We start from the raw sequence: 23650 nt of genomic DNA, 5'->3' as shown, positions 1-23650 counted from the left end.
ATCGGAAGCGTACACCAGCAAAACCTGTACCAAGTGCGGGCACATCCACACCAAGTTGGGTGGCGCAAAGGTGTTTAGATGCCCGAAGTGCAACCATAGGCTACCACGAGATTGGCAAGGCGCTCTGGGTGTTATGCTCAGAGCTTTGCGGGATACCGCCTTTCTGTTTGGACTCCGTCCGAGTAGCGCGGTCGCGTCAGCGTCGCGTAGTGACAACGGAAACGGACAGAATGCTATCGCTTCACCGCTGAGCAGTAATGCTCAGCAGTGTTCAGCGTAAATGTATCAGCACGAGCTGCTGGAATTGGTTGTGGAGCGGCTCAACAGCGGCGAGATTCGCGCCGTGGATTGAGCCCGTTCTCATATTCCAAGCGCCTCAAGCAATACCCGCCAGGCATTGCCTAGAATGGAGATCCCCACCCCCTTTGACTGCTGCCATGAGTTCTCGCTCTTCTGACTGGTTCACGCGGGCTCGCCACATCTTTTACGGCACGGCCACTGCCCTGGTGGAGATCCTCCAAGACCCGGAAAAGCGGGCCGAAAACCTCAACCGCCTCTCGATGGACTTGGCACAACTGGCAGCAGAACTGGAGCAAAAGGGGGAGCTGATCGAACAGGAGGCTGTCCGCTACGTTGAAAGTCTCAGGGATCCAGCCGCCAACGCCCCCGCCACAGTTCCAGACAGCGAGAGGCCCGCTCCTGCTGAGAGTACCCCCCCGACCACGGCTTCCCCTGCCGGCTCTGCCCCTATCTCCAAAGAAGAGATGGCCGAGCTGATGGAACTGATCCACCAGATCGAGTCTTTGCGCCTGGATCTAGAGCGGCTGCGCACAGAACCTCCCTCTGCCTCCTCCTAAGTCTTGTGCGGTTCGACGTCATCACCCTCTTCCCGGAGTTTTTTGCAACGCCGCTGCGCATCGGGCTGGTGGGCAAGGCCCTAGAGCAGGGGATTGCCGAGGTTCACTGCACCAACCCGCGGGACTTTGCCACCGACAAGCACCGCCGGGTCGATGATGAGCCCTACGGGGGCGGGGTGGGCATGGTGCTCAAGCCAGAGCCTTTCTTTGCAGCCGTCGCCTCCCTGCCCCGCCTGGATCCCTGCGAGATCATCTTGCTCACGCCCCAGGGGCAACCGCTGAACCAGGCGCTGCTGCAAGAACTTGCCCAAAAGGCGCAGCTCATCCTGCTCTGTGGCCAGTACGAAGGCTTTGACGAGCGGATCCGCCAACACCTGGCCACCCGCGAGGTGTCGCTGGGCGATTTTGTCCTGACAGGGGGGGAGATCCCGGCGCTGGCCTTGATCAACGGCGTGGTGCGGCTCTTGCCGGGCACAGTTGGTAAGATAGATTCGCTGAGGAGCGAAAGTTTCGAGACGGGGCTACTGGAGTATCCTCAGTACACCCGTCCACCGGAGTTCCAAGGGCACAAGGTGCCGCCGGTGCTTCTCTCAGGCGACCACCGAGCCATCGCCCGTTGGCGTCTGCAACAGCAGTTGGTTCGCACCTGGCGAAGGCGACCAGACCTGTTGGCCAAACGCCCCCTCACGCCTGAAGAACAACAGTTGCTGGCAGAGGGACTGGCCGAGCAGCACACCGATGTGGAGGAACAGGATCGATGTTTGTAAACCGTCTCCGCTCCCCTTTCACCCCTGTTGGCCGGCTTGGGATCCCTGCAGCGCTGGGTCTGCTTCTGCTGGGGATCCTGGCCAGCTCCGAAGTTGCCCTGGCCCAAAGGGGAGATGTCAACGAGGCCATCCGCCGCGACCGCAACGTCCAGTTGTTCGACGGCACCAGCATTGACATGAACGACCTCCTGCGGGCCGCCGAGTTTCTCTCCCGGCAAAATGCCGCCTCGCGTTGGGACAGCAAAGCCGGGATCGACGCAGCGGTAGAGCAATTCAACTGCTCCCGCCGCCCTTTGGTGCTCTCCCCCAGAGCGCTGACGCCTGAGTCCACTCCCGACCCTTGAGAGGGATCCCACCCTCAACAGATCTGTTAAGATCGCTAAGCCGATCTTGCGTGCGCTAAAAGGTGGCGCACCGTTTTCGGGATCCATCAGGAGATACCACCGTGGTTAAAAGCACCTCTTCTAGCAAAGCCGATACGGAACAGCGTTTGGATCCCGCCAGCCGGGGCCACTCCAGTTCCACTGAGTCTAAAGGGATCCCAGGCTTTCTCCAAGAGACCCGTGCGGAGTTGGCCAAAATTGTTTGGCCGAGCCGCCAGCAACTGATTAGCGAATCGGTGGGAGTTTTACTGATTGTGTTGGCCTTCGCCTCGTTCATCTACCTGGTCGATCAACTGTTCGGCTGGCTGGCCACTCAACTGTTCTCGTGAGGTTTTTCCCCAGATGGCCCCTGCCAAGGACTTGGGGAGAGGAGGCCCATGCACACAGACAGATACAGAGAGGAGGTGAGGTGATGAGCCCAGAGCCAGAGCAGCGGCGGAGAGGCCGGGGGGGCCGCCTCGAGCCCCTAGAGCCTGCGGGCACGGCGGCGGAGGGGGAAGAAAGCGAAAGTCAAGGTCGCCGCAACCTGCGCTGGTACGCCGTGCAGGTGGCTTCAGGCTGCGAAAACAAAGTCAAAAGCACCCTGATGCAGCGGGCGGCGGCTCTGGATGTGGCAGATCAGATTGTCGAGGTGGTGATCCCGAAGCGGACGGGCTTCAAGCTCGATCGATCCGGCAAGCGCCAGGAACAAGAGGAAAAGATTTTTCCCGGCTATGTGCTGGTGCGCATGGATCTCAACGACGACACCTGGATGGTGGTGAAAACCACCCCCAACGTGATCAACTTCGTCGGCACGGAAGAGAGAAGGGCCTACGGTCGTGGTCGCGGCCATGTGACGCCACGGCCCCTTAGCCCCAGCGAAGTCCAGCGCATCTTCAGCAGCGTCGAGGTGGAAGAAGTGCCCCTCAAGATCGACATGGCACCTGGGGATCGCATCGAGGTGCTCGCTGGCCCCTTCCAGGGATTTTACGGCGAGGTGGTGGATGTCAGCCCAGAGCGGGGCAAGCTCAAGGCTTTGATCTCGATTTTCGGGCGCGATACTCCGGTAGAATTAGAGTTTGGTCAAGTGCGCAAAGAGGTGTAACCGCGTTTCATGGCTAAGAAACTGGTGGCAGTGGTCAAGCTGGCCATCCAAGCGGGCAAAGCCACCCCCGCTCCCCCCATCGGCCCGGCTCTGGGCCAGCACGGGGTTAACATCATGGCCTTCTGCAAGGAATATAACGCCAAAACGGCCGATCAAGCCGGGATGGTGGTGCCGGTCGAGATCTCGATTTACGAGGATCGCAGCTTCACCTTCGTCCTCAAGACGCCGCCGGCTTCGGTGTTGATCAAAAAAGCCCTCGGCATTGAGTCGGGATCCAGTGAGCCCCACAAAGTCAAGGTAGGATCCCTGACGCGGGCGCAACTGCGCCAGATTGCCGAGCAGAAGCTGCCCGATTTGAATGCCCGTGACGTGGAGGCGGCCATGAAGATCATCGCCGGCACCGCCCGCAGCATGGGGGTGACAATAGTTGATTGATTGTCGATCGACTTAAGGATCTCTAGTCTTTGTTGTCTGGAAGTTTTGGCAGACCATTATGGGGGAGAGAAGTTCTCGCCAGCACCCCGAGGAGAAACTATGGCTCGAAAACTGTCCAAACGTATGCAAGCTTTGCGGGAGAAAGTCAAGCCCATTGCCTATCCCCCCGCAGAAGCCCTGGCCCTGATGAAGGAGACGGCCACTGCCAAATTTGACGAGGCGGCGGAGGTTCACATCCGCCTGGGGATCGATCCCAAGTACGCCGACCAGCAGTTGCGCACCACCGTCGTCTTGCCCCGCGGCACCGGGCAGGAGATTCGCGTGGCGGTGATTGCCCGCGGCGAGAAGGTTACGGAAGCCCAGAACGCAGGGGCCGACCGGGTGGGCTTTGAAGACCTGATCGAGGAGATCGGCAAGGGCGTGATCGACTTCGACCTGCTGATTGCCACCCCCGATGTGATGCCCCAGGTTGCTAAGCTGGGGCGGCTATTGGGGCCGCGCGGCCTCATGCCCTCTCCCAAGGGCGGGACGGTCACCATGGATTTGGCCCAAGCCATCAAGGAGTTCAAAGCCGGCAAGCTGGAGTACCGGGCGGACAAAACCGGCATTGTGCATTTGATCTTCGGCAAGTGCAAGTTTCCCGTCGAAGCTCTGCTGGAAAACCTGAAAGCCGTGCAGGAGTCCATTGATCGCAACCGTCCCCCTGGAGCCAAGGGCAAGTATTGGCGAGCTCTACATGTTTGTGCTACAATGGGGCCCTCGATTGAGGTTGACATCAATGCTCTGCGAGAGCTGAAGTTGGTTGCTTAAGCCTGCTTCGGCGCTGCAAAGGGGCAAAGGCAGTTGCTTGCCGTTTGAATTGGCCATTTTTCCGGAGGATCTGGGCAGAGAAGAGCTTTCCACAGTCGAATAGCGAGCCGAAGACAGCAGGGGCCAAGGGGCTTAATGTCCTGCCGAGGTTTGAGCGGAGTGCTAAGGGATCCCGTTGTGGACTGCTAGGTTACGCTTGTCTCAATGCGTCTCGGCTATGGCTGAGGCGCATTCTCTTTGGCGGCTCCAGATACCCCCTTCCGACGGCAACACCTGTTCGGCTCTCAGTGAGCCAGTGACCACAAAGGAGGTGAGCGTATGGGCAAGCAACCTTTAGCGAAAAAAGCGGAGATGGTCGATGAAGTTCGCTCCCTGTTGCAAGCCAGCCAAATGGTGCTGGTAATCGACTACAAGGGGCTGACCGTTTCCGAGATGAACCAACTGCGGGCGGAGCTGCGCAAGGCGGATGCTGTCTGCATGGTTGTTAAAAATACCTTGATGCGGCGGGCTGTCGCCGACCAAAAGGCTTGGGCAGGAATTCTTCCCTTCCTGTCAGGGCCGACGGCCTTTATCATGATCCGGGGCGATATTCCGGCAGCCCTGAAGGCGTATCAAGATTTCGCCAAGCAAACCAAGAAAACCGAGTTCCGCGGCGCCGCTGCCGAGGGGCTATCTCTGACCTTGGATCAGGCCAAGGCCATCGCCGAGCTGCCGCCCAAGGAGGTGCTCATGGCCCAGGTGGCGGGCAGCCTCAAGTCGGTAGCCACTCGACTGGCGGTTGGGCTCAATGCCGTGCCTACGCAGGTGGCCCGCGGTATCCAAGAAATCCCGGCCTCCCTGGCAAGGGCCATCCGGGCTATTGCCGACAAGGAGGCGGCCTGACGGGCTCGGCCTGTCTTGGGTTCATCGACCCGATTCCACCCTATCCACTTCGTTACCCTGAGGAGACAAGACCATGGCTTCGGAGCGTGTTCAAAAGATCCTGGAAGAGTTGAAAGCGTTGAGCTTGTTGGAAGCTTCCGAGTTGGTGAAAGCCATCGAAGAAGCCTTTGGCGTCAGTGCGGCTGCCCCGGCAGGTGGCATGGTCATGGCTGCTCCCGTGGCAGCAGCAGCGGCGCCGGCGCCGGCAGCGGCGCCTGAACCCGTGGAAGAGCAGACGGCCTTTGATGTCATTCTCGAGGCTGTCCCCGCGGATAAGAAGATCGCCGTCCTCAAGGTGGTGCGCGAGTTGACCGGCTTGGGCCTGAAAGATGCCAAAGATCTTGTGGAGGCTGCTCCCAAACCGGTCAAGGAAGGGATCCCCAAAGAGGAAGCCAACGAGATCAAGAAGAAGCTAGAGGAAGCTGGCGCCACGGTCAAGGTCAAGTAGTCCCGTCGGCAGGGGAAAGGGATCCTCATCCAGAGCGCCTCTTGCTTCCAGAAAAGGGGTGCTGCCAGAGCCCCAAGTTTAACCAGAACGATGAGGGAGGGGCAAAGCAGCCCCTCCTTTTTCACTGATATGCCGCCGCGCCCTGCCCCTCTCCCTCGGCAAGGCAGGGAAATCGTTTGGCTAGTCTCCCCTGGGAGAAGGGGAGGGTTGGCGAGGCCGGCAAGTGCCCAGGTCTCTCTTGCTGATTGGAGCGCTTCAACTCTGAAAACGCCCTCGTCAGCCGGTCGGAAACCCTTACAATGGGTTACGGACGTTCGCCAGCACCCCCCATGGACTTCGGAGTCGGATTTCTCTCCAACAACGTCATGCTGCCGATCCTGGATTTTTTCTACGGGATCGTGCCCAGCTATGGACTGGCCATCATCTTCCTGACGTTGGTGATCCGCTTTGCCCTCTACCCCCTCAACGTCGGATCCATCCGCAACATGCGGCGCATGAAGGTGATCAACCCCCTGATGCAGCGGCGGATGCGAGAGATCCAGGAAAAGTACCGGGATGACCCGCAAAAGCTGCGCGAGGCCCAGGCCAAACTGTACAGCGAGCTGGGGGTCAACCCGCTGGGGGGTTGTCTGCCGCTCTTGATTCAAATGCCGGTGCTGTTTGCTCTGTTTGCCACGCTGCGGGGATCCCCCTTTGCGGCGGTTACCTACGATGTCAACCTGCAGATCCTGCCAGCAGAGGTGGCGGCAGAGGTGGTGCCCACCCCCTACGTCAGCCCCAGCAAGAACATCTTCGTCACCGACTCGGTACACAAGCCGGTGGTGCTGGTGGCGCCCAAGGGCACCAAGATTGCCGTAGGGGAGCAGGTGCAGTTTAGGCTGCAGGGGCCGGGGGGCAAGCCCTTTGAGCAGTTGGTGGCAGAGGCGGGCGGGGATCCCACCCTGTTGCGGCCCACCTGGAAGATCACCAAAGGAGAAGAGCGGGCCCAGATCCAGCCGGATGGCACCTTGCTGGCCCTGCAGCCGGGGGAAGTGACGGTGGAGGTTGCGATCCCGGGCTTGGCCTCTGACACGGGCTTTCTGTTTATTGACAAGTTAGGCCGCGTCGGCGCCTTTGATCCGGATGGCACCATTCACTGGGACATCATCGGCATGATCGTCCTTTTCGGTGTCTCCATTTACCTGAACCAATCCCTGACCAACGCCGGCCAGGAGGATCCCAGCCAGAGCTCGATGGCCCGCATCACCCCTGTGCTGTTCTCGGCGATGTTCCTGTTCTTCCCCTTGCCGGCTGGGGTCTTGCTCTATATTCTTGTCTCCAACATCTTCCAAACCGTGCAAACCTTCTTGCTCTCGCGGGAGCCGTTGCCTGAGAACTTGCAGCAGTTGGTGGAAGAGGAGCGCCGTCGCGCTGCCCAGGCGAGCACAGGGGAAGCCAAGGAGGTTGACCGACCAGCCAAGCCAAAGGCAGCCGGGGGAGGGCGCGAATCCCTGCCCTTTGAGCCCTAGCAAGTCCTTGCTGCTTGGCTTGGGGCGGGCTTAGGTCGAGTGCTTGATACCTCTTCAGAATTGGAAGCTGCCCAGGATGAGCCGCCCTGAGTCCTCTACGGGATCTGTGAAGAGATCCGCCGCCAAAAAATCGCATCAGAAGTCTGAGGGAACCGCTGCGCCTTCCCAGGGCAAGCTTTCTCCTGCCGAACATCGAGAACGGGCCAGGCAGTGGTTGCAGCAGGTGCTGGCGGCGATGGGAATCCCGGCGGTGGTGCGAGTGGTGGGGGAGATAATCGAAATCGAGGCCGATTCTCTAACGCCGGCTCAGAAGCAAATGTTGCTCTCAAAAGCGCCTGCATCGCCCTTGCCGCCGTCCAAAGAAGCCGGCCCCGAGGAAGAGCGCTCCCCGGTGGTTTTGGATGCGTTGCAGTATTTGGCCAACACCCTTCTCAACCTCAACCAGCCAGAAGACCAACAGCAGCCCTATATCCTGGATCTGGATGGCTATCGTCAGCGCCGTTTGCAGGAGCTCAAAGCCTTGGTTGCTGTCGCGGTGGAAAAGGTGAGAACCAGTGGTCGGGAATACGAGTTTCCCGATCTCTCTGCTGCCGAGCGGCGGCAGATCCACACGCTCCTGAAAGACCCTGCCTACGCCGATCTGGAAACTTTCAGCCGTGGCAAGGAGCCTGACCGTCGCCTGGTGATCCGGCGGGCCTCTTCTCGACCCTGACCTGGAGGCGCTGGCTGTGCGGCTCTCTTGCCGATAGGGGCGATTCCGGGATCCCTGCTACCCAAGACGTATGAAGGGGGATGTCATGCTGAGGCCAATTCGTCTATCCGACCTGCGGCAGATGCCTGGTCAAACCCAAGAGGTTCACTTTAGGCAGTTTTTCCCAGGTTTTGAGAGCTTGACCCCTGTGGAGGGATCCCTGCAGGCCAGCCACCGGGGGCATTTCCTGGAGGTGAGCGCCGAGGCCCGCACCATCGTCACCCTCACCTGTCACCGCTGCCTGCAGCAGTTTAACCACCGGCTGCATCTGCAGGTTGAGGAGATCATCCTGATTCGGGAGCCCAGTCCTGAACCCCCGCCCCTGGAGTTGGAATTGCGGGACGAAGAGGATCTGCTGGAGAGCCTGCCGCCCAACGGCGAGCTGGATATCGAAGACTGGATGTACCAACACCTGCATTTGGAGATGCCCCACCAGTTGCCCTGTCGCCCCGATTGCCCGGGCATTGTGGTGGAAGCGGCTGCGCCGCCGCCGGTGGATCCCCGCTGGTCGGCCCTGGCTGCCCTCCTTAAAGACTCTCCCCATCCCTAGCCACTCTCCGCGAGAGGGCTTCGGGCCATGAGCTGTATCGCTGCTGGCTAGAATGACCCCAAATTGGCAGGTTCTTTGGCGTTTTGCTCGGCCCCACACCGTCTACGGCACCAGTGCCAGTCTACTGGGCCTCTACTTGCTGGCCGGGTTCGTGGCCGCTGAACCAACGGCCCTGCTAGCTGTCCTTCCCCAGTTGGGCGTGGCTTGGGTGGCTTGTCTGGCGGCCAATGTCTACATTGTCGGCCTCAACCAGCTCACGGATATCGAGATCGACCGCATCAACAAACCCCATCTGCCCTTGGCCGCCGGCTCCCTGAGTTGGCGACAGGGGGTGGGGATCGTCGCCGCCTGCGGGGTGGCATCCATCCTATTGGCCCTGACAGGGATCCCGTACCTGTTGTTGACGGTGCTGTTGAGCAACGGGATCGGCACGGCCTACTCCCTGCCCCCCCTGCGGTTGAAGCGGTTTCCGCTGGCGGCCTCGGCTTGTATCTATTGTGTGCGGGGGTTGATCGTCAATCTGGGCCTGTACAGCCATTTTCAGCAGTTGATGCAGGGGGGAGTCGAGCTTTCTGCTCCCATTGTTTTTCTGACAGGGTTTATGTCTATTTTTGGGCTGGTGATCGCCCTTTTCAAGGATATTCCCGACATGGAGGGGGATCGCCGGTTTGCCATTGCCACCTTTTCGTTGCGCTTTGGCCAGGAGCGGATCTCAAAGTTTTGCATCGGCATTTTGGCCGCTTGTTACCTAGCCTTTATCGCTTTGGGAAGCTATTTTCTCCTCATGGGCCGGGGCGCCTGGATGCTGTTAGGACATGGGCTGGGGTTGGGGATCCTTTTGGGCTATGGTGTTCGCCTGGATCTGGGTTGCCGCGACGCGATTGTCACCTATTATCAACTGATCTGGAAGTTGTTTTACCTGGAGTATTTGCTCTATCCTTGGGCCTTCTTCCCTTTTTCCTAACATTTGCCAGGAGCCGCGATCTTGCCCCGGCTCAGGCGGGCAGCCGATCTCCAAAAACCTAGAGATACCGCTTCATCTGGATGCGAAAGCGGCCCTTTTTCGTCTCGGCCACCTCTTCAATTTGCAGCCGACCGCGACCGCGAATGGCAATCCAATCCTGGGGGCCGACGGTGTAGCTGGCTTGGGTAATCGGCTTCCAATTAACCCGCACCTCTCCCCGCTGGATCTCTTCCACCATCTTGCTGCGAGACAGGCCAAATCCTGCCGAGGCCACTGCATCCAGGCGCAAAGAGGCTTCCACGCTGGTGATGGACTTCACCCGCGGCGGTTGAACCTTCAACTGGCTGAGAGGGATCCGGCTGACCTTGACGGGCACGCTGCGCACCTGGGTTAGGTTGAGGCTGAGATAGTCCACCAGCTCCGGCACAACGATGGCCTGGGCCCCGAATTCGCCCACCACGAGGATGTCTCCCACCTTCTCGCGGGCAATTCCCGTCGCCAAAAGGGCTCCCAAAAAGTCGCGGTGGGTGGCCGGGTCGAAAAGAAAGTTTCCTTGGATTTGAACGGCGGCCAAGGGGATCCCTTCTGCGCCTTCCACCTCCAGGCTGACCTCAGGGCGGGCCAGGGCTAGGCGTTGCCGCTCTGCCTGGGCATAGCCTCCCCAGGCCATCACCTGCAGTTCGGCCAAGTTGTGCAACCGGCTTTGTACCTCGGCTACTTCTGCCGGGGAGAGAAAGTCACTCCAGACCACTTGCCAGGTTTTGAGGGCTTGCTCCCCCAGATCCAGAATGCGCGCCAAGGTTTCTCGATACTCCGCTCCTTTCAGTAGTTCGGTTCTGGGCAGCATGTTGGGGCGCTTCAATCTTTGCGGTTCTGTTCTGTTTGTCCCATGCTAAGCTAGATCCCCAGGATCCTGGCGGGCGTAGCCAAGCGGTTAAGGCAGAGGATTGTGGTTCCTCCATTCGTGGGTTCGAGTCCCATCGTCCGCCCTGCCGCAATAACCTGGGCCCTGCCAATTTAGAGAAAACCTCAAAACCTTGCAAAACTGCTGGCAACCAAGCTGAGGAAGGGTTCCCGAGGGCCGCACCTGGCAACGGAATCACCCGCAGCTCAGGATTAGGGTTCCCACGGCGTCGATATTGCCCGTCCAACCGGCTTCGATCACCACGGTAGCCTCCGGCATCTCCACAATCGCTGGCCCGCCCAGTTGAAACCCCACCCCCATGCGCCGCCGATCGTAGACTGGGACCGGTCGCATCCGGCCGCCCGTCCAGGCCTGGCGCTCCCCCTTGAAGGGATCCCCTGGCAGGGGGGGCGGCGCCTTTAAAGGCACAGGGGGCAAAGCTTGTACCGCCCGCAGACGCAGCTGGATCACCTCCACCTCTTGGTCGGGATCCTGCCAGCCGTAGCGCTGGCGGTGGGCCTGGTGAAACCGCTGCTCCAAGAGAGAAACCGGATCCGACAACTGGGCCGGGATCTCCAGCTCAAAAGACTGGCCGCGGTAGCGCAGGTCGAGGCTGAAGGAGAGCCCCGGCTCCTGCAGGTCGGCTTGCGCCTGGCGGATGAGGGGCGCCGCCCACTGGGCCAAAAGGGATCCTCCCCCTTCCCCCTCCAACTGTTGCAGCGGCTGCAGGATGGCCCGCCGGTAGTCCCGCCGCAGATCGGCCAAAGCCATGCCCAGCGCCGAGAGGACACCGGCAAAGGCCGGGATCAAGATGCGGCGGATCCCCAGCTCTTCTGCTAAAGCACAGGCATGCATGGGCCCAGCTCCGCCAAAGGCCAGCAGGGCAAAATGGGCGGGATCCAAGCCCCGCTCCACGCTGATGACCCGCAAAGCCCGCGCCATGGCCACATTGGCCAGGGTGCGAATGCCAACAGCCGTCTCCTCCAAAGTCAAACCCAAGGGCTCCGCCAGCGTTCCGATGGCCTGGCCGGCCAAGTCCCGCCGTAGGCAAACAGCGTCCCCCAGCCAGCCCCCATCCGGCAAGTAGCCCAGCCAGAGGTTGGCATCGGTTACCGTGGGAGCCGTTCCTCCCCGCCCATAGCAGGCCGGCCCAGGGTTGGAGCCGGCACTCTCCGGCCCCACCTGCAGCCCCCCGCCCGGCAACAGCGAGGCCAGGGATCCGCCCCCGGCGCTGACGGTATGGATGTCGATCTGGGGCTGTTGCACCGGCAGGCCGCACACCACCGCTGACGGGGTAACCTGAGGGAGGCCGTCTTGAATGAGGGCCACATCGGTACTGGTTCCCCCCATATCGAAGCTGAGCAGATGGGAATAGCCGCTCAGCCAGCCCAGGTAGGCCGCCCCGTAAACGCCGCCCGCTGGCCCCGAAAGCAGCGCCACCGAGGCATGAGCCGCTGCCTGGGCAATGGAAGTGACGCCGCCGGAGGATTGCATGATCAGGGGTTCGGGGATCCCTCGCTGCCGGCAGCCCTGCGCCAAGCGGTGCAGGTAGCCCGCCAGCACCGGGCTGAGGTAGGCATCAATGGCCGTGGTGCTAAAGCGCTCGTATTCCCGAAACTCCGGCGCCACTTCGCAGGAGAGGGAAACATGCAAGTCGGGGAAAGCCTCTCTCAGGGCCGCCCCCAGGCGCTGCTCGTGCTCCGGGTAGAGGAAAGAAAACAAGAATCCCACCCCCACGGCACGGATCCCATCCCGCTCTACCCGCTCGCCCACTTCCCGGAGGACGCGCTGGATTTCCTCTTCCGTCAGCGGCTCGACCACGCCGCCGGCGCTGCAGCGCTCCTTCACCTCCAGGCAGTGGTGGCGGGGCACCACCGGCTCTGGCTTGGGCTGGGTGAGGTCGTAAAGGGAAGGGCGGTTTTGGCGACCAATGGCCAGCACATCCCGGAAGCCCGCCGTGGTCAGAAACAGGGTGGGGGATCCCTTGCGCTCCAAGAGGGCGTTGGTGGCCACCGTCATGCCGTGGCAGAACACGTCCACCTCAACTGGGCCCAGCTTGTCCAGGGCGCCAAAGACCCCCGCTTCTGGGCTGGGGGTGGAGAGCACCTTGGCTGTCCGGATCTGGCCTTCCTGGAGGAGCACCAGATCCGTGAAGGTGCCTCCCACGTCGATCCCCAGGCGGACCAGGCCCCCCTGCCTCCCATCCTGTTGCTTGCCTTGCGCGCTACTGGCATTGGCCATGGCTCGATAAGACCCTTGGGCAGGCCTCAACCCCTCGCTAGAGACGAGGCCGGGGCACCTCTTCCGACTTGCTTTCCAGGGGTTGCTCCTGCTGCAAAAGCTGGCGAAAGGCCGGCTCGTCCAGCCGGTAGTCCCGCTGCTCGATCAGATCCCGCTCCGTAGAGTAGATGGTGTCCGACTCCCGCACCACTTCTTGGCGGCGGAAGCGGCGGGCAAAGTCGAGCTTGCGCAGCAGCGCCTCGGAGGGACGCTTCAGCCGCTCTTGCCAGAACCGCCGGATGCGATTGCGGCGCTCCACCCCCTGGTTGCGGAACTGCAACGTCAGCCACCGCACTGCAGGCACTGCCAAAAACAGCGTGCCGTAGAGAAAGAGGAATCCAATCAGCGGGTAGATAAACGCCAAAAAGGCGTTGCTGCCAGCGGCGGCTGCCACCTCCTCCCGCGCCCCGTAGAGAATGGCCGCCAAGAGGAAATTGAGCACACCCAAGCCAGCAGCTAGGGTCAGTTGCTCAGGGGTGGCGCGGCTAAACACCCAGGGTTTTTCTTGCAACACCTCCGGGATCTTCTTGGAGCGGCGCTCTGAGGCGGCCACCTGTAGCTCTGGGAAGCGATAGACGATATCGCCGTCCTCGCTTACCTCCGGCTGGCCGTCGAACTTGAGCAGAATGGGCAGCATATAGTCTTCGTATTCTAGGGCCGGGGATCCCGGCTCCACATCCAGGTAGGGCAGCACCTGCTCGGCGGCGATCACCCCCCCGTTGGCGCGGATCACTTGGCCGATCAAGGCATAGCGCTCCTCTTCCAGGTTGGCGTTGGGATCCCCGTCCCCAAACAGGAAGCTGTACACCGCCTCCAAAAAGTTCATCTCCGATTTTTCCCGGCGGGGCTGCGCCCGACCGGAATAGCCCCCGTAGTAGGGGTAGGGACTCCAGAAGGGGTTGCCCACCCAAAGGTTGGGGAAGTAGAAGAACCCCACCTCGCGCGAGCGACTGCGACTGCCGCTGCCCTCTTCACGACTGCTGGCCATCTGCAGAGCTATCAACGCCAGGGTGATGAGGATAATCGACACCACCAACAGGATGCCGAAGGAGATGCGCAGCCCGTAGAGAAAGCCGCCCCACAGCTTGCGTCGCAAGGCTGCCAGCCGATCCTGCTGCTCCCTGCGCTTGAGAATGTCGCGAAAGTCGGGCGGGAAAACGTAGGCAATCTCCCCCTGCCGCGAAACCTGGAGATGCCCCCCAGCCTTTTGGGCTAACTTCAGCAACTCCTGTTTGGCCTCCTCTAGGGCCAGGCCTGTGCTGGAGGCAATATCTCCCAGAGTGACCCGCAAGCCCAACTGCTCTACTGCATCGATGACCAATGTCTGTGTAGCCACTCTCAACCTCCGCTGGTTACCTACTGTTGCCCGGGATCCAACTGGGACGCTCGCCCAGCATCTGCAGCCAAGGGTTACAGCCATCCCTATTCCCAGTATCTCTCTTCAACTCGGGGGCGACGAGGGCGGCTGTTGCTGCTTTTGGGTCAGGCAGCCTGTCTCTGCGCCGACCCAGGGCTGGGCTAGGGCAGCCAGGCCATCACCGCTAGCAGGGCGAAAAGGATCCCGATCAACACCCACGTCAGCCGTTGGGTATTCAAGGGGGGAGCAGCCTCGCGGCGGATGGGATCGGCGACTTTTGGCAGGGAAGCTGGGCGGCGGGGGCGCTCATAGACCAGACGGCGTTCCCCTGGCTCGGCCTCTTCCAGATGGCTGAGATCTGGGATTTCGAGCAACCACTCTGCTGGTCGCCGCAGACGCGGAGCCTGCCAGATGCCCAACACGTAGCGGGCCTGTTGAGCCACTTCCGGATCCGGGTTGCCCAGCAAGGTTTGCGCCAAGCGGATCGCCTCCTGGGTCTCTCCAAGGGCCTCCTCGGCCAGGGCCTGCCAGAGCCGCAGCTTGCCCGCTTGCGGGTAGCGGCTTTGGGCCTGTTTCACCTGTTCCAGAACCCGACGGTATTGTCCCCGCTCAAAGCTGGCCTCAATCCGGGCCAGATGCTGGGGCAGGCGCAAGTCTTCGGGAGGGATCAACTCCGGATCCACCGATAAACCCCCCTAGGTAAGCTTTTGTTCTACCCCAAACCCCACCAGCAGCAGCTCCTCCAAGGGCTGACCGTGAGGGGGTCGTTGGTAGGTGAGGATCTGGCGCAGGCGCAGGCGTGGGTTAAGCAAGGTGATGGTATCCACAGCAACGACGCGGGTGTAGGTGGTGGTCATCACCAGTTGCAGGGATCCGGGATCGAAGCGGAAGCTGGCCACTATGGGGCGGTCTTCCTCATAGGCCCGATCCCGCAAGTAGTCGCCCTCCAGCCCACGGGGCCCTTCTCGCCGGGGCACGAAGAGCATGTTTAGCTCTTGCCCAGCCTCCTCCCCTTTTTCGGAAACCGTCTCAAACGCCAGGTGGAAGCCCAAAAACCCGTCCACACCGTGGTTGGGGTAGTTGTTGTCGGCCAGGACCTTCTCCTTGAGCTCAGGGGTGAGGGTGCGAATGGTGAAGTCGGTGCGCGAACGCTCCACCTCCCCTCGATCCAAATAGTGGTAGGTGCGCTCGGTGTGCCAGGCGCCAATGCAGCAGTTGAAGAAGTGGTGAAATTTTTGCAGGGCATTCATGCCAGAGGGATCGAGAGCAGGGCCAAGTGGACGGCTAAACCCGATCCTAAAACGAATCGCAGACAAACAGGCACTCCCCTTCTCCCCCTCAGGTGTTAGCTGCCGCTGGGATCCCCTGGGCCACCGACAAAGTCGCCCCCAACACTTCCAAAGCCCGCTGCAACTGCCCATCCTCAGGGCCGCCCAGGCTTTCTGCCGTCAGGGGAACAGGGCCCGCGGCCACCTCCACATCGGGCTGGATCCCTTGGCGATGAATGTCGTGGCCGTTGGGGGTGAGGTATTTGGCAGTGGTCACGGCCAGCCCCGAGCCGTCCGCCAGCTCCAGCAGGGATTGGATCAGCCCCTTGCCGAAGGTGCGCGTTCCCACCAGTTGCGCCCGTCCGCTGTCCTGCAACGCCCCCGCCAAGACTTCGCTGGCGCTGGCACTGCCCTGGTTCACTAAGACGACCAAGGGGGCTGCCGTGAGGACTTCGCCGGTGGCGGGAATGCCGTCCTGAATGCCGTAGCGATCCGTCACTCGCACGATGTCGCCTTTGGGGATCCAAAAGCGAGCAATCTCAATGGCCGCCTGCAGTAACCCTCCGGGGTTGTTGCGCAGATCGAGGATGTAGCCCCGCACTCCTCGCGCTTCTGCGGCCTGGATGGCCTGACGCACTTGAGCGGCGGCATTGCCGTTAAACTGGCTGAGGCGGATGTAGGCTACCTCCCCCTGGGGCAGCTTGAAAAAACCGGTGCGCACCGGGTTGATCAGGATGGACTGCCGCACCAGCTCCACCTCCCAGATGCGCTCCTGCCGCCTTAGCCGTAGGCTAACGGTTGTGCCGCTGGGGCCGCGCATGCGTTCTGCCACCTCATCCAAGCTCAGCCCTGCCACTGGCACCTGATCCACCGCCAGGATCTCATCTTGAGGTTGGATCCCGGCCCGCTCGGCAGGAGTCCCCTCCATTGGGGCGATGACCCGTACTGCCCCCTGCCCGTCGATGGCAATCTGGAGGCCGACGCCGCTCAACTCGCCAGCAGTGGAAGTCTGCAGGCTGAGGTAGTGCTCCCTGTCCAAAAAGCGGGTGTAGGGATCCCCCAGAGTTGCCAGCATCTCCTCGATGGCCCGGTAGGTCTCTTGCCGATCCTTCAGGGGCCGAGAGAGAAAGCGCTGGCGCACCTGCCACCAGTTCTGTCCGTTGAAACCCGGATCCACGTAGGCCCGATCCACATAGGCCCACGCCTGCGCCAGCAGTTGCTGCTCTTCCCCCCAGCGGCTGGCCTGCACCTGACAGGCGCCAATGCCCAAACTCGCCCAGAGCAGGCACCCTAGCAACAAAACTCGGACAGCCTGGCGTAACCCCCATCCGATCCCCAACCCTCTGCAACTGCTTTCCCCAGATCTCGGCTTCTGCGCAATCATCGGATCCCAAACTGAAGAAGAAGCTAAGAAATACTAAGAAACGTGAACAAGATGAGACATCAGCAGGCGTTTGGGCTGTTGGTGTAGGGATCCCTGTCTCAAAGCTGAGCCCGACTTCATGATCGTGTTAACGAATTGTGTTACAGTGCTATAGGGAGTGGGCCCGCCCCGCCCTGGATATCCAACTCTAAAAATTGCAGGCATCATGAGCAAAGTTTACGACTGGCTAGACGAGCGGCTGGAGATCACGCCTTTCGTCGATGACGCAACCGGAAAATTCATTCCGCCCCACGTTAATATCTTCTACTGCCTCGGCGGCATCACGCTGGTGTGCTTCCTCATTCAGTTTGCCACCGGCTTTGCCATGACTTTTTACTACCGTCCAACGGTGGCCGAGGCTTTTGAATCGGTCAACTACATCATGACCCAGGTCAACTTCGGCTGGCTGCTGCGCTCCATCCACCGCTGGAGTGCTTCCATGATGGTGTTGATGATGATTCTACACACCTTCCGGGTTTACCTGACGGGGGGGTTCAAGAAGCCGCGCGAGCTGACCTGGGTAACTGGCGTGATCTTGGCGGTACTGACGGTTTCCTTTGGGGTTACCGGTTACTCCCTGCCTTGGGATCAGGTGGGCTATTGGGCAGTCAAGATCGTCTCCGGGGTGCCCAGTGCCATTCCGGTGGTGGGGGATGCCCTGGTCCAGCTTATCCGCGGCGGCGAGGCAGTTGGCCAAGCCACCCTCACCCGTTTCTACAGCCTGCACACCTTTGTGTTGCCTTGGCTGACGGCGGTCTTCATGACGATGCACTTTCTGATGATCCGCCGCCAGGGCATCTCCGGGCCTTTGTGATCCCAAACCGGTTCTTGTGAGCCGGGCACCCTGGATGCATCTTTTCAGAACTTTTGCCCTAGACAAGGAGAATGGCTATGCCGGTCTCAAAGCAAGTGATAGCAACCGAGGCGATTACCCGCAAAGTTGACCTAGACAATCCCAAAGTTTTGGCCAAGCTGAAGAAGAACATGGGCCACATGACCTACGGGGAGCCCGCTTGGCCCAACGATTTGCTCTTTATGTTCCCGGTGGTGATCCTGGGCACTATTGGGGTGATTGTCGGCCTGGCGGTCATGGATCCGGCGGGTGTCGGCGAGCCGGCGGATCCCTTTGCCACGCCGCTGGAAATTCTGCCGGAGTGGTATCTCTACCCCGCGTTTCACATTTTGCGCATTGCTCCCAACAAGCTCTTGGGCATTGCCCTGATGTCGGCCATTCCGGTCGGCCTTCTGTTTGTGCCTTTCATCGAAAACGTCAACAAGTTTCAGAATCCGCTGCGCCGCCCCGTGGCGACGACGGTGTTTTTGATCGGCACCTTGGTCACCCTCTATTTGGGCATTGGCGCCACCTTGCCTCTGGATAAGTGGGTCACCCTGGGCCTGTTCTAGAGGGCAGAATATCGGCTTGATAACTCTGAGTGCAGCAGGCCGGTGGCCGGGCTGCACTTTTTTTGGACGTGGGGGACTTTTCGGCAAACCTGGGGGCCAAGGGATGGTAATATCGCTACGCATTCTTTTGCTGTGACCGCCCATGAGCGTTCCTTCCTCTGCTGTCCGAACCTATCGGATTACAGCCCTGGCCGGAGATGGGATCGGTCCTGAAATCATGCAGGTGGGGCGGGCGGTTTTGGATGCGGTTGCCGCTCAGGTGGGGTTTTCCCTCCAGTGGCAGGAGGGCTTGATTGGCGGGGCCGCCTACGAAGCCACGGGGGATCCCTTGCCGCCAGAGACCTTGAAAATGGCCCAGGAGAGCGATGCTGTTTACTTGGCGGCAGTTGGCGACTTTAAGTACGACACCCTGCCGCGGGAGAAGCGCCCTGAGCGGGCTTTGTTGGGCTTGCGGGCGGGCCTGGGGCTGTTTGCCAACTTGCGCCCGGTGAAGATCTTTCCGCAACTGGTGCAGGCCTCTTCCCTCAAGCCGGAGGTGGTTGCCGGGATCGACCTGGTGGTGGTGCGGGAGCTCACCGGCGGCATCTACTTCGGCCAACCCAAAGGGATCTTCACAGATGCCAAGGGATCCCGGCGGGGTGTGAACACCATGGCCTACAGCGAGGCGGAGGTGGATCGCATTGCCCGTGTGGCTTTTGAACTGGCCCGCAAACGCCGGCGCAAGCTCTGCTCGGTGGATAAAGCCAATGTCCTGGAAGTGTCACAACTGTGGCGGGAGCGGGTTACCGCCATTGCGGCTGAGTACCCCGACGTGGAGCTGTCCCACCTGTACGTCGATAATGCTGCCATGCAGTTGGTGCGCTGGCCCAAGCAGTTTGACGTCATTCTCACGGAGAACCTCTTCGGGGATATCCTCTCCGACGAGGCGGCGATGCTGACCGGGTCCATCGGCATGTTGCCCTCTGCCTCTTTGGGATCCTCTGGCCCTGGGGTGTACGAACCCGTACACGGGTCAGCCCCGGATATTGCCGGACAAGACAAGGCCAACCCCATTGCCCAGGTGCTCTCCGGGGCAATGCTGCTGCGCTACTCCTTGGATCAGCCCCAGGCTGCCGACCGCATCGAACAGGCCGTCGAGGCGGTTTTGGCCCAGGGCTACCGCACTGCCGACATCTACTCTGAGGGGATGACCCTCGTCGGCTGTCGGGAAATGGGGGAAAAGATCTTGGCTGCTCTGGCCCAGCAGCAAGCCTCCCCCCAAGGATCGCTCTCAGCCCCTGGTGGTTGAGGGGAGGTTCCCTCGTCGCTGCCCTGCCCTGGTGGCACGGCTACTCCTCTCCCAGAGGGAGGGATTGTCCCGACTGGTAAATTCCTGGAAACGGCCCTAGGGGCAGCTTCTCCCCCTAGGCAAAGCGATGGCCAAGCTGCATTGGGTCGTGGACGGTGATCTTTTTCTTGTGGATGGAAATGTAGTTCTTCTTGCGCAGCTCCCCCAACAGACGAGTGATGGTGACGCGAGTGGAGCCGATCGCTTCCGCAATGGCCTGGTGGGATAGCTTGAGATCGATGGTGACTCCATTGGGGCCGGGCACCCCGAAGTCGCGGCAGAGGATCAGTAGAAAGCTGACCAGACGGGATCCCATGTCGCGGTGGGCCAGCGTCTCGATCATCATCTCCGTCTGCAAGATGCGGGAAGACAGGCTCTTGAGGAGCAACATGGAGAGCTCAGCGTTCTCCCGCAAGGATTTTTCCACCTGTTCGATGGGCAGAGAGAGCAGCTCGACGCGGGTAAAGGCCACCGCGTGATAGAAGCGGTCGGAGCGCTGCCCCGTGATGAAGGAGAGCACCCCAAAGATGCTGTTTTCCCGCAGGAGAGCGACGGTAATTTCTTCCCCCATTTCGTAGACCCGCGAGAGCTTGACAGCTCCTTTCACCAAAAAGTAAACCCGCTCCGCCGGATCCCCAGGAAAGAAGATGGTCTTACCGCGCTCAAACGTTTCGATAACCGGAGGATGGTGAGGCCCTCCCAACTGTTTGAAGGCTGCAACCAGAGATTTTTCTGCAATGGCCACTGCCATATTCTTCAACCTTTTAAGGTCAGTTTATCCCTTAGAATCAACCCAACAAGATCAGCCAGGAGTGCCGGGGTTGAGCTGCCCGCTATTGACCCAAGCCACCCTTGACTCAAAAATGACCTCGGCGGCAAGATTATCCTAAGCTAAAAGACTCTGCTTGGATATCTTTGTAGCAGGAGCTACATCTTTGAAGTCTTGTCTCCTGTCCAAGATATGCCTCTAGCGCACTGTTTTGGGACGGTGCAGGCGGGAGGTGCGAGGAAAGTTATATGGGGATCGCGCAGGGTGGGGTTGCCGCCCCTTCTCAGCTAAGCCGTCAGCATTTCACGGTGCGGATGCCGGAGCCGGCCAATCACCTTTTGGAGGTGGAACTACAGATCCAAGAGGTGGATCCAGAAGTACCTCTGCAACTGCGGCTGCCGGTGTGGACGCCGGGATCCTACCTGGTGCGGGAATATGCCCGCCATGTGCAAGAGTTTCAGGCAGCAACGGAGCAAGGGATCCCTTTGGCCTGGCGGAAGGTAGATAAGCACACTTGGGAGATCGAGCCGCCCCGCTGTTCGGCTGTCGCGATCCGCTATCGGGTCTACGCCTACGAGCTGACGGTGCGCACCAACCATTTGGATCTCACCCACGCCTACTTCAACGGGGCGGCGCTCTTTCTCTACGTGCCCGGTCGCGAGCGGGAGCCCTACACCTTGACGATAATCCCTCCCAAACCCGACTGGCACGTCGCCATCAGTTTGCGACCTTTGAGGTCTTCTTCTGAGGATGCTGCTTCCGGCCAGTCTTTTGTGGCGGCAGACTACGACGAGCTGGTGGATAGCCCGGTGGAGGTGGGCCTGCACCAGTTGCGGTCGTTTGCGGTGGAAGGGATCCCTCACTACTTCGTGGTCTGGGGAGCGGGCACCCTAAATTTGGAGCAAGCGGTGGCCGATGCCGAGAAAATTGTCCGGGCCACGGCGGCGTTTTTTGGCGAGCTGCCCTACGACCGCTACTGGTTTATTGTGCATTTGTCAGCCGGGGGATTTGGCGGCCTGGAGCACAAGTACAGTGCCACCCTCAATTATTCTGGACTGGAGCTGCATCAGCCCCACTCCTACCGCCGCTTTTTGGCGCTGCTGGCCCATGAGCTTTTCCATGCTTGGAACGTCAAGCGGCTGCGCCCTCTGGCTTTGGAGAAAATTAACTACAACCAAGAAAACTACGTGGACTGTCTGTGGTTTTGCGAGGGGGCAACCAGCTACTACGAAAATGTCATCTTGCTGCGGGCAGGGATCCTCAGCGCCGAAGATTTTTTAAAGATCCTGGCCGAGCAAATTGGCCGGCTGCAGCGCACTCCAGGTCGAGCCGTACAATCGCTGCGAGAATCCAGTTTCGACGCCTGGATCAAGCTCTACCGTCCCCACGAAAATAGCCTCAACAGCCAGGTTTCCTATTACCTAAAGGGCGCTTTGGTCTGCTGGCTGCTAGATCTGCACATTCGCCACCTCTCAGGGGGGCAGGGATCCCTGGACACGGCCCTGCGGGATCTGTGGCAGCGCTTTGGTCGGACAGAGAAAGGCTACAGCAACCAAGACTTGCAAGAGGCGTTTGAGCGGGCAGCCGGCGCCGATCTCAGCCCCTTTTTCGCCGCCTATGTGGACGGCACGGAAGAGCTAGACTACAACGCCTACCTCCACCCCTTTGGCCTCACCCTCAAGGTTCACTTCAGCCGACCCAACCCTCCCCCCTACCTGGGCCTCAACTTCAACGGCGAAGGCAATCGCATCAGCGCCGTCGAGATGGGATCCCCCGCTCAAAAAGCCGGCATCTGGGCTGGCGATGAGTTGGTGGCCTTGGATGGCTTCCGGGTAAGCGCTGCCAACTTGCCAGAACGCTTGGCGGCCTACCAGCCCCACCAGGCCATCTGCCTGAGCGTCTTTCAGGGCGATCAGTTGAAGCACTTCTGGATCCCCTTGGATCCACCCCGCCCGGATGTGTACACCCTCGAGGCCTTGCCTGAGCTCACTCCCGCCCAGAAAGCGCTCCAACAAAGCTGGTTGGGATCCCTGCTCGGCTCTTCAGGACAAGATACGCCTCTTCTTGCCTGAGAATCTTGAAACAGGCGGGTAACCTAGTTAACCTAGACAAAAAGTAACAATAGGGGCAAGGAGCCAATCTGATGGACCTCGTTTTGGCTTTGTTAATTGGAGTGGCTGTTGGTTTCTCATTGGGTGTTTACGTTGCCCGCCGTTACAAGGCCAATCCTAGACTAGAGGCCTGGCAGCGAGAGGTCATTAGAGAGATATCTTCATGGCTGGGCCAAGAACTCGACAAAACCTTAATCAAGTTAGGAGAAGGATTGGCAGACGAGACTTCTCAGAGGTTACAGTCTATCCAAGATGATCTTAAAGAGTTCGGGCTGCGTCTTCTAGAAAGTTATCAAAGTTTTCTGCAGGTTTGGGGTAAGGATCTTACGCAGGCTATATCTGTAAAGCTAGCTGAACATAATGAGCAGCTCAACAGTCAGCAAGCTATCCTAAAAAACTTAGTGAAAGAAGCTAGAGGTATCTATCAGAAACTACAGGTTGTTCTTAAAAAATCTTCCAGATTAGGGATATCCCAAGCTACAGATCAAAACTCTCAAAAAGATCAGGCTGCTATCCATAAAACAATAGAGAATAGTCTACCAAAGGAAAAAGTAGCTGCTTCTAACATGCTAGAAGTTGACATATCGAAGATAGAATCTTTCTTAAACTCGAAAAACATAAAGATCAAAATCAAAAAGAGAAGCATAGATATGGAGGAAAAAGAGAAGGAGCTAGATCAAATAGCTGACCTTATGGGTAGTCAGTACTCTTTGATCAAAAGATTCTATAGAATGATTAAGTCAAGTATGAGCAGCGGAAACTCTTTCTCAATAGACCTTAGAGACGAACCTCAACAAGTAATTGACACAACTCGCCAGCTTGCCACAGAGCTACACAAGATCGCATTTTTGGAAGAGTATAGATACTCCGAAGCGCCCAAGTGTCTGCTAGAAGCAAGAGCCAGCAGATCTAAACAAGCACTGAATTTTCTCTCAGGAAACTGGCTGGAGAGATACGTTAGGAATAGGTTGATTGGCCTTGCTAAAAGGCAAACTGGAAAGATTGATTTTCCTTACGTAGCAAATGTTGAAGTTACTTTGTCAAACAGAGATGATTTTGAGATGGATCTTCTCTTCTACGTTAATGATCAACTTTACTGGGTAGAGTCGAAGACAGGTAAGTATAAGTACCGAGATAAAGTAAAAAAGTACTCCAAGATTGCTTCTGACCTTGGTCTTCAGAGAAACCAAGCCATCATAGTTTTGACCGACGTTAGTCAAGATGCAAAAACCGATCTATCCTCTCTCTATCATTTGTCGGTCATCAGTGTTGATGAGGTTGAGGCTACATTTGAGAGGATCTTAAAAAGTCACCTTCGAGAAGTCTGAA

The 23650-nt window shown here is 59.4% G+C and carries 26 protein-coding genes, 1 tRNA gene and 1 other annotated feature; of the genes, 20 read left to right on the top strand and 7 right to left on the bottom strand.

The annotated features are described in order from the left end of the window. The 14 genes from SYN63AY4M2_RS12535 to SYN63AY4M2_RS12470 form a co-directional block, all read left to right on the top strand. The coding region (locus tag SYN63AY4M2_RS12535; RefSeq protein WP_143597032.1) for a zinc ribbon domain-containing protein at nt 1–280 on the top strand (280 nt) is incomplete at its 5' end. Nucleotides 281–437: 157 nt separating this feature from the next. Beyond that, the gene (locus SYN63AY4M2_RS12530) at nt 438–857 is read left to right on the top strand and encodes a hypothetical protein (RefSeq protein ID WP_049749759.1); all 420 of its coding nucleotides are present in this window, start codon (nt 438–440) and stop codon (nt 855–857) included. 5 nt (nt 858–862) lie between these two features. Then, a complete protein-coding gene (gene trmD, locus SYN63AY4M2_RS12525; protein WP_011430605.1) occupies nt 863–1624 on the top strand; it encodes a tRNA (guanosine(37)-N1)-methyltransferase TrmD in 762 nt (253 codons plus the stop codon). Further along, a complete protein-coding gene (locus SYN63AY4M2_RS12520) occupies nt 1615–1968 on the top strand; it encodes a hypothetical protein (RefSeq protein WP_011430606.1) in 354 nt (117 codons plus the stop codon). Before trmD ends, SYN63AY4M2_RS12520 begins: the two co-directional genes overlap by 10 nt. Before the next feature lie 146 nt (nt 1969–2114). Then, on the top strand, nt 2115–2336 hold the full coding sequence (secE, locus tag SYN63AY4M2_RS12515; RefSeq protein WP_228375513.1) for a preprotein translocase subunit SecE: 222 nt from the start codon (nt 2115–2117) through the stop codon (nt 2334–2336). 83 nt (nt 2337–2419) lie between these two features. Continuing rightward, complete coding sequence (gene nusG, locus SYN63AY4M2_RS12510; RefSeq protein ID WP_099883854.1) at nt 2420–3091, top strand: transcription termination/antitermination protein NusG; 672 nt, start codon at nt 2420–2422, stop codon at nt 3089–3091. A 9-nt stretch (nt 3092–3100) separates the two neighbouring features. Continuing rightward, a complete protein-coding gene (gene rplK, locus SYN63AY4M2_RS12505; RefSeq protein WP_011430609.1) occupies nt 3101–3526 on the top strand; it encodes a 50S ribosomal protein L11 in 426 nt (141 codons plus the stop codon). Nucleotides 3527–3625: 99 nt separating this feature from the next. Beyond that, nucleotides 3626–4336, top strand: a complete 711-nt coding sequence (gene rplA / locus SYN63AY4M2_RS12500; RefSeq protein ID WP_011430610.1) for a 50S ribosomal protein L1 — start codon at nt 3626–3628, stop codon at nt 4334–4336. 89 nt (nt 4337–4425) lie between these two features. Next, nucleotides 4426–4581: a sequence feature (ribosomal protein L10 leader region), on the top strand. A 73-nt stretch (nt 4582–4654) separates the two neighbouring features. Next, entirely contained in the window at nt 4655–5218 is a 564-nt protein-coding gene (gene rplJ / locus SYN63AY4M2_RS12495) for a 50S ribosomal protein L10 (RefSeq protein ID WP_099813120.1), read from the top strand. 73 nt (nt 5219–5291) lie between these two features. Beyond that, nucleotides 5292–5705, top strand: a complete 414-nt coding sequence (gene rplL, locus SYN63AY4M2_RS12490; protein WP_011430613.1) for a 50S ribosomal protein L7/L12 — start codon at nt 5292–5294, stop codon at nt 5703–5705. 329 nt (nt 5706–6034) lie between these two features. Next, nucleotides 6035–7213, top strand: coding sequence for a membrane protein insertase YidC (gene yidC / locus SYN63AY4M2_RS12485; protein ID WP_011430615.1), 1179 nt, complete (start codon nt 6035–6037; stop codon nt 7211–7213). Between the two features lie 106 nt (nt 7214–7319). Beyond that, complete coding sequence (locus SYN63AY4M2_RS12480) at nt 7320–7925, top strand: R3H domain-containing nucleic acid-binding protein (RefSeq protein ID WP_228375238.1); 606 nt, start codon at nt 7320–7322, stop codon at nt 7923–7925. 85 nt (nt 7926–8010) lie between these two features. Beyond that, complete coding sequence (locus SYN63AY4M2_RS12475) at nt 8011–8514, top strand: YceD family protein (RefSeq protein ID WP_011430617.1); 504 nt, start codon at nt 8011–8013, stop codon at nt 8512–8514. Nucleotides 8515–8566: 52 nt separating this feature from the next. Further along, a complete protein-coding gene (locus SYN63AY4M2_RS12470) occupies nt 8567–9478 on the top strand; it encodes a homogentisate phytyltransferase (RefSeq protein ID WP_011430618.1) in 912 nt (303 codons plus the stop codon). A 58-nt stretch (nt 9479–9536) separates the two neighbouring features. On the opposite strand, the gene SYN63AY4M2_RS12465 is transcribed toward SYN63AY4M2_RS12470, so the two are convergent. Next, nucleotides 9537–10325: a photosystem II S4 domain protein gene (locus SYN63AY4M2_RS12465; protein WP_011430619.1), complete on the bottom strand. Its 789-nt coding sequence runs from the start codon at nt 10323–10325 to the stop codon at nt 9537–9539. Between the two features lie 69 nt (nt 10326–10394). On the opposite strand from SYN63AY4M2_RS12465, the gene SYN63AY4M2_RS12460 reads away from it, so the two are divergent. Further along, nucleotides 10395–10467 (top strand) — tRNA-His (locus SYN63AY4M2_RS12460). Between the two features lie 110 nt (nt 10468–10577). Here the strand turns inward: SYN63AY4M2_RS12460 and SYN63AY4M2_RS12455 are convergent. The 5 genes from SYN63AY4M2_RS12455 to SYN63AY4M2_RS12435 form a co-directional block, all read right to left on the bottom strand. Then, nucleotides 10578–12623, bottom strand: coding sequence for a hydantoinase/oxoprolinase family protein (locus SYN63AY4M2_RS12455; RefSeq protein WP_099887434.1), 2046 nt, complete (start codon nt 12621–12623; stop codon nt 10578–10580). 37 nt (nt 12624–12660) lie between these two features. Beyond that, the gene (locus SYN63AY4M2_RS12450; RefSeq protein WP_041438408.1) at nt 12661–13998 is read right to left on the bottom strand and encodes a hypothetical protein; all 1338 of its coding nucleotides are present in this window, start codon (nt 13996–13998) and stop codon (nt 12661–12663) included. Nucleotides 13999–14180: 182 nt separating this feature from the next. Further along, entirely contained in the window at nt 14181–14702 is a 522-nt protein-coding gene (locus SYN63AY4M2_RS12445) for a hypothetical protein (protein ID WP_228375239.1), read from the bottom strand. Between the two features lie 12 nt (nt 14703–14714). Next, nucleotides 14715–15335: a phycobiliprotein lyase gene (locus tag SYN63AY4M2_RS12440; RefSeq protein WP_228375241.1), complete on the bottom strand. Its 621-nt coding sequence runs from the start codon at nt 15333–15335 to the stop codon at nt 14715–14717. A 22-nt stretch (nt 15336–15357) separates the two neighbouring features. Beyond that, nucleotides 15358–16584, bottom strand: a complete 1227-nt coding sequence (locus SYN63AY4M2_RS12435; RefSeq protein WP_240527355.1) for a S41 family peptidase — start codon at nt 16582–16584, stop codon at nt 15358–15360. 292 nt (nt 16585–16876) lie between these two features. Here SYN63AY4M2_RS12435 and petB point away from each other — a divergent pair, with 292 nt between their 5' ends. From petB to leuB, 3 genes are all read left to right on the top strand, one after another. After that, nucleotides 16877–17524 (top strand): cytochrome b6, encoded by a 648-nt coding sequence (gene petB, locus SYN63AY4M2_RS12430; protein WP_011430625.1) that lies wholly within the window; start codon nt 16877–16879, stop codon nt 17522–17524. A 77-nt stretch (nt 17525–17601) separates the two neighbouring features. Continuing rightward, nucleotides 17602–18114: a cytochrome b6-f complex subunit IV gene (gene petD / locus SYN63AY4M2_RS12425; RefSeq protein WP_049749760.1), complete on the top strand. Its 513-nt coding sequence runs from the start codon at nt 17602–17604 to the stop codon at nt 18112–18114. 142 nt (nt 18115–18256) lie between these two features. Next, complete coding sequence (gene leuB, locus SYN63AY4M2_RS12420; protein WP_011430627.1) at nt 18257–19402, top strand: 3-isopropylmalate dehydrogenase; 1146 nt, start codon at nt 18257–18259, stop codon at nt 19400–19402. Between the two features lie 115 nt (nt 19403–19517). On the opposite strand, the gene ntcA is transcribed toward leuB, so the two are convergent. After that, nucleotides 19518–20192 (bottom strand): global nitrogen regulator NtcA, encoded by a 675-nt coding sequence (ntcA, locus tag SYN63AY4M2_RS12415; protein WP_011430628.1) that lies wholly within the window; start codon nt 20190–20192, stop codon nt 19518–19520. Nucleotides 20193–20458: 266 nt separating this feature from the next. Here ntcA and SYN63AY4M2_RS12410 point away from each other — a divergent pair, with 266 nt between their 5' ends. Beyond that, nucleotides 20459–22282 (top strand): PDZ domain-containing protein, encoded by a 1824-nt coding sequence (locus SYN63AY4M2_RS12410; protein WP_099887433.1) that lies wholly within the window; start codon nt 20459–20461, stop codon nt 22280–22282. Between the two features lie 71 nt (nt 22283–22353). Further along, on the top strand, nt 22354–23649 hold the full coding sequence (locus tag SYN63AY4M2_RS12405) for a hypothetical protein (protein ID WP_099887432.1): 1296 nt from the start codon (nt 22354–22356) through the stop codon (nt 23647–23649). The last annotated feature ends 1 nt before the right edge of the window (nt 23650 follow it).

Origin of the sequence: Synechococcus sp. 63AY4M2, assembly GCF_002760475.1 — a bacterium.
Lineage (GTDB): Bacteria > Cyanobacteriota > Cyanobacteriia > Thermostichales > Thermostichaceae > Thermostichus.
The sequence above is the reverse complement of the archived record's forward strand: the minus strand, read 5'-3'. Positions and strand labels throughout refer to the sequence as shown.

What these genes read in the sequence shown, in the direction of transcription:
- SYN63AY4M2_RS12530 (WP_049749759.1), top strand. Translation starts at nt 438, where the DNA reads ATGAGTTCTCGCTCTTCTGACTGGTTCACGCGGGCTCGCCACATCTTT.
- SYN63AY4M2_RS12520 (WP_011430606.1), top strand. Translation starts at nt 1,615, where the DNA reads ATGTTTGTAAACCGTCTCCGCTCCCCTTTCACCCCTGTTGGCCGGCTT.
- nusG (WP_099883854.1), top strand. Translation starts at nt 2,420, where the DNA reads ATGAGCCCAGAGCCAGAGCAGCGGCGGAGAGGCCGGGGGGGCCGCCTC.
- rplK (WP_011430609.1), top strand. Translation starts at nt 3,101, where the DNA reads ATGGCTAAGAAACTGGTGGCAGTGGTCAAGCTGGCCATCCAAGCGGGC.
- rplA (WP_011430610.1), top strand. Translation starts at nt 3,626, where the DNA reads ATGGCTCGAAAACTGTCCAAACGTATGCAAGCTTTGCGGGAGAAAGTC.
- rplJ (WP_099813120.1), top strand. Translation starts at nt 4,655, where the DNA reads ATGGGCAAGCAACCTTTAGCGAAAAAAGCGGAGATGGTCGATGAAGTT.
- rplL (WP_011430613.1), top strand. Translation starts at nt 5,292, where the DNA reads ATGGCTTCGGAGCGTGTTCAAAAGATCCTGGAAGAGTTGAAAGCGTTG.
- yidC (WP_011430615.1), top strand. Translation starts at nt 6,035, where the DNA reads ATGGACTTCGGAGTCGGATTTCTCTCCAACAACGTCATGCTGCCGATC.
- SYN63AY4M2_RS12475 (WP_011430617.1), top strand. Translation starts at nt 8,011, where the DNA reads ATGCTGAGGCCAATTCGTCTATCCGACCTGCGGCAGATGCCTGGTCAA.
- SYN63AY4M2_RS12470 (WP_011430618.1), top strand. Translation starts at nt 8,567, where the DNA reads ATGACCCCAAATTGGCAGGTTCTTTGGCGTTTTGCTCGGCCCCACACC.
- SYN63AY4M2_RS12465 (WP_011430619.1), bottom strand. Translation starts at nt 10,325, where the DNA reads ATGCTGCCCAGAACCGAACTACTGAAAGGAGCGGAGTATCGAGAAACC.
- SYN63AY4M2_RS12455 (WP_099887434.1), bottom strand. Translation starts at nt 12,623, where the DNA reads ATGGCCAATGCCAGTAGCGCGCAAGGCAAGCAACAGGATGGGAGGCAG.
- petB (WP_011430625.1), top strand. Translation starts at nt 16,877, where the DNA reads ATGAGCAAAGTTTACGACTGGCTAGACGAGCGGCTGGAGATCACGCCT.
- petD (WP_049749760.1), top strand. Translation starts at nt 17,602, where the DNA reads ATGCCGGTCTCAAAGCAAGTGATAGCAACCGAGGCGATTACCCGCAAA.
- leuB (WP_011430627.1), top strand. Translation starts at nt 18,257, where the DNA reads ATGAGCGTTCCTTCCTCTGCTGTCCGAACCTATCGGATTACAGCCCTG.
- ntcA (WP_011430628.1), bottom strand. Translation starts at nt 20,192, where the DNA reads ATGGCAGTGGCCATTGCAGAAAAATCTCTGGTTGCAGCCTTCAAACAG.
- SYN63AY4M2_RS12410 (WP_099887433.1), top strand. Translation starts at nt 20,459, where the DNA reads ATGGGGATCGCGCAGGGTGGGGTTGCCGCCCCTTCTCAGCTAAGCCGT.
- SYN63AY4M2_RS12405 (WP_099887432.1), top strand. Translation starts at nt 22,354, where the DNA reads ATGGACCTCGTTTTGGCTTTGTTAATTGGAGTGGCTGTTGGTTTCTCA.